This window comes from Clostridium sp. DSM 17811, from assembly GCF_018861905.1.
GTDB classification, from domain to species: Bacteria; Bacillota; Clostridia; order Clostridiales; family Clostridiaceae; genus Clostridium_AD; species Clostridium_AD frigoriphilum.
Map to the genome: position 1 here is coordinate 1 of NZ_JAHLDU010000057.1, position 7,927 is coordinate 7,927.

Sequence of the window (7,927 nt, forward strand, 5' to 3'; positions counted from 1 at the left end):
TAATAAAGAAGTATCTTAGTCAAATAAGATACTTCTTTCTATTTTATTTAAGTAAAAATTAAATTAATATGATTAGCACTCGTCTGCCACCGTTTTTAGCGGTTTAGTTCTTTTCTTGAAATGCGAATTAATGGAAGTCGTTTTGGGCTTCCATTAAAAATTATCATATTATCAACACTATTCATAAACATAGCCTTTTTATGCCAACCTTTGTTTAAATAAACACCACTAAGCTACCACTCCAGCCACTGATGCTCACTCTAAATTCAAACTAATTAATTTACTATTTATCCCAGATAACAGTTGCCCTAGTGGGCATAAGTAGAATAAATTTCAATCCCATCCCTATCAATTTGTTTTTTTATATTCTAATTTAATGAATTTAGAAAAACAATATCACATTACCACTTTTGAAAGGTTACTTAATAGATCTTCTATGGCACCTATATAATCACTTATTATCTTATTTTTAATTTCTTCATAATCTTGCTCATCATAAATATGAGATGTAGAATTTCTTGATAATAAAATATCTATCTTCATTTTACCACAGAGAAATTTGGTACGTCAGTAAAACTACTTAACTCTAGTGCCATAACTGGTTTTGTCAGCATAACTATCCCTGCCATAAACCCCATCATCATAATTTTTTTTAAGATTTTCATTAATTTAACTCCTTCATTTTTTATTATTGTATATTCCCAATAATTGCATAATAATACAATTAGAACAAAGTTTGAATCAACTTATTTACTAGTGGTATGAAGAACATAGCTGTAACCAGAAGAAATAGGATTTAGGTCGCCAGCCTTACGGGGACTAATGGTTTCCATTCTTGCACCAACATAGGAAAAATAGAAACATTTATTAATAAAATGGCTAACAAATGTTTTATAGATTTTCCTACCATAATTTTCTCTCCTTATTTGTTATTAATTGCTTAATATAATAATACAAGGAAAATGTGAGAAAAGTTTGAGGTTTTATGAAATTAATATTAAAATTATTTTGGTAATGTTCTATTTTATGCCTTTTTATTATATATGTTCTAACATAGATATCTTAAGGGATTGCGATGATTACAAGTTGAGTAATAAATTGTAAATTTCTATCCACTTTCATTTGTATTTACCCTTAAATTTGGTATAGTATATTTTTTTAATACCTAATGTGGAAGAAAGATTTAAGCATATGGTCAAATTTATATGTGACAAGTTGGAAATTGAAATCATTTACTTCATTGCAACACCTGCACCAACAATTACTACAGCACCTTTTACTAGGCCATATCCACCCTTTAACGACATTTCAGAAGGAAAGTCTCCCACTTATATAAGTGTAAGTTACAAAGCCTAACAAATAAAATACTTTAGTGAGAATATAACTCTCCTTCTGAAGTCGTTAATATTGCGGCTCCGCAGGAGATGATTTAATATATACCTTGCCAAATTAACTAATCCTTTCCATAAATTTATTCCTGTTAAACCAAAATCCTTAACTGATTTAACGGTGCTCTCCCAAGTACTGGTGTATTTAAAATAAATTCTACCTGCTTTATTACTGTATTCATCATCTTTGTTATCTAACTACATCATTAAAACTCTGTACTACATAAAAACAGAACCAATACCTCCTCAATTAGAAATATCAGTTCTACTCATTATTATATGTTGACATTTTGGTATAGTCATGCATAACTACATTATTTAATCTTCTCATTGTTTATTTTCAAGTTCTTCTAACAACATTTATACACCTAGTTAGTTCTAAAAAATTTACATTCTAAAAACGTCTTATAACTCTAACTTATCTAACTCATTATGTTTTATAAAACGATTTATTTCCATTTCTAAATCACCCTTATTAAAATTTTTATCAAAAACAAATCCAGTTTTGTCGTTATATTTTTTTAATTTAGTTGGCATATCCCAATATTCCATTTCACTCTCAAATTCATATAATCCAAAAGTAAAATATATATTTTTTCCGTTCTTCTCAAAAAAAACAATGATATTGTCTTTATCAAAATCCTCATAAATAACATTTATTTTACTCTCATTCATTTTTATACCTTCTTCCACTTAATGTTCTTACTCGATTTTTATCCTATTCTGACTATTATTTGCTTCCAATTTCATATAAATGATAATATTTATCGTATAAACCACAACAAGCATCCATTCCTGGATTTGCGCTCATTGACTTCTCGATAACTTTTTCCCATGAACCATACTTGTTATATTAAAATTCTGCAGATGGGCCATTGGGATTATCATATTTAGTCACATTTCTACCCATGACACGTTTTAACCCTTCTTTATCATCTATATAATCATTTAATCGATTCATATTTCTTTGCTTATTTGCTTCTCTTGCAATATTTTCAGTTGAATATCCTTCATTTCTCATTTTATTAACTGACTCTACAATATTATCATTTTTATCATGATAGCTTTTTCTTCTTTTTATTACCTGAGCCACTTGTTTAGGGTCTGCCCAATCGCATGCATCAGCGTAACCCCCAATACTCTCAGATTTTGGATTTGGTGAATATCTATATACAGCATCTGAATTCTTTATTATATCTTTTACAGCCTTAGGATTATTCATAGGATTATTCTTATATATAAATTTAGCAGTGTCTACACCCTTATCTACCTTCAAGACATTCTTCTCCACATCTACAGTTTCCCCAACCTTAGACACCGAACTAACTTTACCTAGTCCTTTAGTTAAAAGCAATCCTCCAACCACATATAAAGTGGAATATGCAATGCCTTTTTCCTCCACAGTATCTGATGCACTTTGTGCCATTCCTTCTGCGAGTATTACTGGATCTTTCAATACTGATGACACCGTATTACCGTAACCTTTGGTTTCAGTAATACATGTCTTTAAACAATCAAGTGCATCTCCTGTTTCCATCATTGATTTCATTGCAACACCTGCGCCTGCAATTACTACAGCACCTTTTACTAGACCATATCCGCCCTTTAATACATCCCCTGCTAAATTAACTAATCCTTTTCCTAAATCTATTCCAGTTATTCCAAAATCCTTAACTGATTCAACAGTAATCTCCCAGGTATTCGTATATTTAAAATAAAGTTTACCTGCTTTATTGCTATATTCATCATCCTTATTCTCATAAGGAACTACTTTTTTATCATATATATTTTTTAGATCATCTTTGTTGTCATTCAATCTATTATAACAATATTTTATGTCATCGCATATGTCTTCCATCATATTACTGTTCTTTTGTACATTTGCCTTCTCTTCATCGCTTTGAAATAAGTTTGGCAAACTCATACCCGTTCCAATATTTATTTTAAGCATTCCAACTTCATCACAAGCCCTAAATATAGACTCCATATTCCACCATATTCCACCATATATCATTTCTATCTACCTGCATCATACTAGATGAATTAACTGGTCTTATGATATCTTGCATTTCACTTATGTACCCATCAAATATTGTATACAAATCATTAAGCTCTTCCTGGCACCCTTCTAAGTCACCTTCCAGCTCAAAATAATTTTCCTTTAATGCCTCTATTGCTTCTCCTTGGTTTTCAGCCTCCAATTTGTTATTAACAAAACTTAGGACTTCCTTTATTGTTTTTATTGCCGTCTTATATTTTTTAATATTAAGACTTATACGTTCTAAGACTGAATAGTTTATTCTTATATCTCTCTTCAATCTCTTCTATATACTTACCAACTAATCCCTCTGAATGTGTTTTTGAATAATCAGCTTGACCTTTCCCCTCCTATTTATTAGGATTCATCTGGTCTCCCAGCTTTTCATCTTTTTTTTCAAATGCTACTACAACACTTAAAGCTCCATCATGAAATTGCTGTACTTTTTCTAATAACTTCGGCGCCTTAGTATCTGTCATATTCGTTAATACTTTCTTTATTTCATCAATAAAATCTGAATTACATCCTTCAAAACTGTTTATAGTATTTTCAATGAATTCTTTAGAATAAGGCTCCAAATCCTTTATTGCTGCTTGAAGCTTATTCAATTCCACTTTTAACTGATCTACCTCAATTTTAATCATCTATTTACTTTCCACCTCAGTTTTCATTTCAAAGTTTTCACGTTCATCCTTTGTCGAAAATCCAAAGGAATGCATCTTTTTATCTATGATTAATTCTTTCTTTAAGAGATAAACATATGCCTCCTCTTGCTCATCAGAATACCCAACGTGTACTACTTTTTCTATAAGCTCTGATGTAAACTGTATTGCTTTTCCTTCGTCCACCATGCCTAATGGATATACAACTCCTGCATATTGAAAATATTTTTTAATTGAACCACTATTCCTAATGGATGTATTTTTTCTAGAAGATCGATCATTCCAGATATGATTTCTTTTATTTGTAAATATGTAAATTCCATTCTGCCATCCTCATAAATCAATATATGTTTGTCATTTTCCCTGGAGTAAATAACACTATTAACCACATCATTATCACTTAAATATCTCAGATTATCAAGCCACTGTATAAGTAATATGTTTATCTCATTCATATTTATTTCTTCTCTCAATTGTTATACATAAAAATAGAGCCAATGCTTCTTTTATTAGAAACATTGACCCTATTCTTAGTTGTGTTATAATTTCAAAATTTCTATTTGTTGTCAACTATATTCAATATTACTTTATCATTCTCTAGTAATGTTACAATCGATATCTTATTAAATACACTATTTTCTATTATAGAATTTGCGTATATAGTTACTTTTCCTTCTACTCCTTTCGCAAATCTCATTGCAGCAGAAACCCTTTTTATAACCTCATACCGTTGTGTCTTACTCAACTTAGTCTCTAAATCCTGTCTTTTATCTAGTACTTTTTCTATTGATACCCATAATACTTCATCACGTACATCAGCAGTTGGTAAAGAAATTAAGCAACTCATATCTTCATACTCAAGATTGTGCATTCCATTTGTTCCTGCTTTAAATTTTTCTTCATACTTATTCAGTCTCATCTCACCTACCTTATATTAATATATTTCATATATGGTTATCATTAGTTTTTAGACCCTACTACATCATCTTTCTTTCAATATTTCATTATACCTTGTTTGATGAAAACTTTAATAGGCTAATGACTTTCTTTTCCATTCACCCTTCTCTACATTTAGAGTGAATTTCCGATCATTTCTACCAAACTTATTTTCTGTCTTTTCACTAAACATGCTAGTTAAAATAAATCTAAATCAGTAATATAGTGACTTCTTTATGTTTCTTACTTATACCATTCTTCCAAAAAACTCTAACCTTTTAATACCCTCTTTAGCAAATAAAATATTACTCCTTCCCTAACCCCTTTATAATTATATCAAACATACAAAAGGCACCTATAGTTCAAACACTTTTTTTAAGTGTCCAGTCTGCAGGTGCCAGTTTAAAATAAAAATCTCTTTTATCTTATTCTATGTTTGTATTCTTAAAAAACAATCTTAGATTCATTCATATTCCAGCAATAATTCCTAAGGTCGTGGCAATCTAAGTCTATAAATCAAAATCTTTTTGATCTAGTTTATGGTCATAAACAAATCTATATATTTCTGATTTTAATAATTCCATATCTATTTTTTTACTAAATATAAATCCTCTTTTACCATTTATATTTCTTGACTGAGTTGTAATTTCCCAATAATCCATTTCTTCTTCAAAATCATACAAACTCAATACTTTCCATAGATTTTTCCCCGCTTTCTCGACATATACAATTACATTTTCATCATCAAATTCATCAATTATCAATTTTACCTTTTCCATTTTGTCCTCCACATATTAATGTATTTATATACTATTCTTAAAAGATAGTATATTTATTTTTTTTTAATATCATATAGATGATAATATTTATCATACAAACCACAACAAGCATCCATACCAGGATTAGTACTTGTTGTCTTTTCAATTACAGCATCCCATGAGCCATACTTTTCTAATGCCATTTTTGGTGTCATTCCTAATGAATCCTTATACGTATCCAAGTTGCTTTTTAATACTATGTTATACCCATTAATATCTCCTCTACTTAAATAACTATCAAGCCTAATTTGATTTCTCAAATTAACAGCAGCCCCTGCCATCTCTTCTTCTGATGCTCCTTCACGTCTCAGCTTATTTACCATATTAGGAATATTATCATTATCTACGTGATATTCTTCTCTAACCTTTGCATATTTTGCTACTTCATCCGAATTAGTCCAATCATACACATCCTCGTCTGCAAATTTTCCAATACGCTTAGACTCTGGATTTGGTAAAAATCCATATACAGCCTCTTGATTTTCTATTATATCTTTTGCCGCCTTAGGATTATCCATAGGATTATTCTTATATATAAATTTAGCAGTGTCTACACCCTTATCTACCTTCAAGACATTCTTCTCTACATCCACAGCTTCCCCAGCCTTGGAAACCGAACTAACTTTACCTAGTCCTTTAGTTAAAAGCACTCCTCCAAACACATATGAAGTAGAATATGCAATGCCTTTTTCCTCCACAGTATCTGATGCACTTTGTGCCATTCCTTCTGCTAGTATAACTGGATCTTTCAATACTGATGACACTGTTTTACCGTAACCTTTGGTTTCAGTAATACATGTCTTTAAACAATCAGGTGCATCTCCTGTTTCCATCATTGATTTCATTGCAACGCCTGCGCCTGCAATTACTACAGCACCTTTTGCTATACCATATCCACCCTTTAATACATCCGCTCCTAAATTAAATAATCCTTTCCCAAAATTTATTCCGGTTATTCCAAAATCCTTAACCGATTCAACAGTACTCTCCCAAGTATTTGTGTATTTAAAATAAAGCCTACCTGCTTTATTACTGTATTCATCATCCATATTCTCATAGGGAACTATTTTTTTGTCATATATATTTTTTAACTCATCTTTCTTGTCGTTCAATCTATTATAACAATATTTTATGTCATCGCCTATGTCTTCCATCATATTACTGTTCTTTTGTGCATTTGCCTTCTCTTCATCGCTTTGAAATAAGTTTGGCAAACTCATACCCGTTCCAACATTTATTTTAAGCATTCCAACTTCATCACAAGCCCTAAATATAGATTCCATATTCAACCATATATCATTTCTATCTACCTGCATCATACTAGATGAATTAACTGGTCTTATGATATCTTGCATTTCATTTATGTACCCATCAAATATTGTATATAAATCATTAAGTTCTTCCTGGCATCCTTCAATATCCCCCTTCAGCTCAGAATAATTTTCCTTTAATGCTTCTATGGCTTCACCTTTGTTTTCATTTTGCAATTTGGTATTAACAAACCTTAGTACTTCCTTTATTGTTTCTATTGCAGTCTTATATTTTTTAATATTAAGACTTATCCGCTCTAAGACTGAATAGTTTATTCTTATATCTCTCTTCAATCTCCCTTCCCCCTAACTAAAGCTGTAACCCTTTAGTTTATTTATTAATATACTGCAATTATTTATCATGTCATCTACTATTTCACCACATCTGTCTTTTTCAACTGCATTTTGAAAATCCATTTGCTCAAAATTCTTAGCCATACTTTTCTTTTGTATTTCAATCTCTTCTATATAATTATTAACTAATCCCTTTGAATGTGCCTTTGAATAATCCACTTGACCTTTCCCCTCCTATTTATTAGGATTTATCTTCTCTCCTAGCTTTTCATCCTTTTTCTCAAATGCTACTACAACACCTAAAGCTCCATCATGAAATTGCTGTACTTTTTTTAACAGTTTCGGTGCCTTAGTGTCTGCCATATTTGTCAATGCTTTCTTTATTTCATCAATAAAATCTGAATTACACCCCTCAAAACTATTTATAGTATTTTCTATGAAATCTTTAGAATAAGGTTCCAAATCTTTTATTGCTGCTTGA

General features: G+C 30.5%; 13 protein-coding genes. All 13 read right to left on the reverse strand.

What is annotated here, in order from left to right:
* Nucleotides 1-396: 396 nt before the first annotated feature.
* Nucleotides 397-543 carry a nucleotidyltransferase substrate binding protein gene (locus tag KPL44_RS24560; RefSeq protein WP_253201936.1) on the reverse strand — a complete coding sequence of 49 codons (147 nt, stop codon included), beginning with the start codon at nucleotides 541-543 and terminating at the stop codon, nucleotides 397-399.
* Entirely contained in the window at nucleotides 540-665 is a 126-nt protein-coding gene (locus KPL44_RS25965; RefSeq protein ID WP_301182998.1) for a hypothetical protein, read from the reverse strand. Before KPL44_RS25965 ends, KPL44_RS24560 begins: the two co-directional genes overlap by 4 nt.
* 1,128 nt (nucleotides 666-1,793) lie before the next feature.
* Nucleotides 1,794-2,063 (reverse strand): hypothetical protein, encoded by a 270-nt coding sequence (locus KPL44_RS24565; RefSeq protein ID WP_216255957.1) that lies wholly within the window; start codon nucleotides 2,061-2,063, stop codon nucleotides 1,794-1,796.
* Nucleotides 2,064-2,241: 178 nt separating this feature from the next.
* The gene (locus KPL44_RS24570; protein WP_216255959.1) at nucleotides 2,242-3,402 is read right to left on the reverse strand and encodes a hypothetical protein; all 1,161 of its coding nucleotides are present in this window, start codon (nucleotides 3,400-3,402) and stop codon (nucleotides 2,242-2,244) included.
* Nucleotides 3,359-3,706, reverse strand: coding sequence for a hypothetical protein (locus KPL44_RS24575; protein ID WP_216255960.1), 348 nt, complete (start codon nucleotides 3,704-3,706; stop codon nucleotides 3,359-3,361). The genes KPL44_RS24570 and KPL44_RS24575 overlap by 44 nt, the downstream gene beginning before the upstream one ends.
* 70 nt (nucleotides 3,707-3,776) lie before the next feature.
* On the reverse strand, nucleotides 3,777-4,070 hold the full coding sequence (locus tag KPL44_RS24580; RefSeq protein WP_216255962.1) for a hypothetical protein: 294 nt from the start codon (nucleotides 4,068-4,070) through the stop codon (nucleotides 3,777-3,779).
* Nucleotides 4,071-4,277 carry a DUF4176 domain-containing protein gene (locus KPL44_RS25650; protein ID WP_253201937.1) on the reverse strand — a complete coding sequence of 69 codons (207 nt, stop codon included), beginning with the start codon at nucleotides 4,275-4,277 and terminating at the stop codon, nucleotides 4,071-4,073.
* Between the two features lie 2 nt (nucleotides 4,278-4,279).
* Nucleotides 4,280-4,543, reverse strand: a complete 264-nt coding sequence (locus KPL44_RS25655) for a hypothetical protein (RefSeq protein WP_253201938.1) — start codon at nucleotides 4,541-4,543, stop codon at nucleotides 4,280-4,282.
* Between the two features lie 101 nt (nucleotides 4,544-4,644).
* Nucleotides 4,645-5,007: a hypothetical protein gene (locus KPL44_RS24590; protein WP_216255963.1), complete on the reverse strand. Its 363-nt coding sequence runs from the start codon at nucleotides 5,005-5,007 to the stop codon at nucleotides 4,645-4,647.
* 526 nt (nucleotides 5,008-5,533) lie between these two features.
* On the reverse strand, nucleotides 5,534-5,803 hold the full coding sequence (locus KPL44_RS24595; protein ID WP_216255965.1) for a hypothetical protein: 270 nt from the start codon (nucleotides 5,801-5,803) through the stop codon (nucleotides 5,534-5,536).
* Between the two features lie 53 nt (nucleotides 5,804-5,856).
* Entirely contained in the window at nucleotides 5,857-7,446 is a 1,590-nt protein-coding gene (locus KPL44_RS24600) for a hypothetical protein (protein ID WP_216255967.1), read from the reverse strand.
* A gap of 12 nt (nucleotides 7,447-7,458) precedes the next feature.
* On the reverse strand, nucleotides 7,459-7,665 hold the full coding sequence (locus KPL44_RS24605; RefSeq protein ID WP_216255969.1) for a hypothetical protein: 207 nt from the start codon (nucleotides 7,663-7,665) through the stop codon (nucleotides 7,459-7,461).
* Between the two features lie 15 nt (nucleotides 7,666-7,680).
* Nucleotides 7,681-7,927: hypothetical protein (locus tag KPL44_RS24610; RefSeq protein ID WP_216255971.1), on the reverse strand; the 247-nt coding region annotated here is incomplete at its 5' end.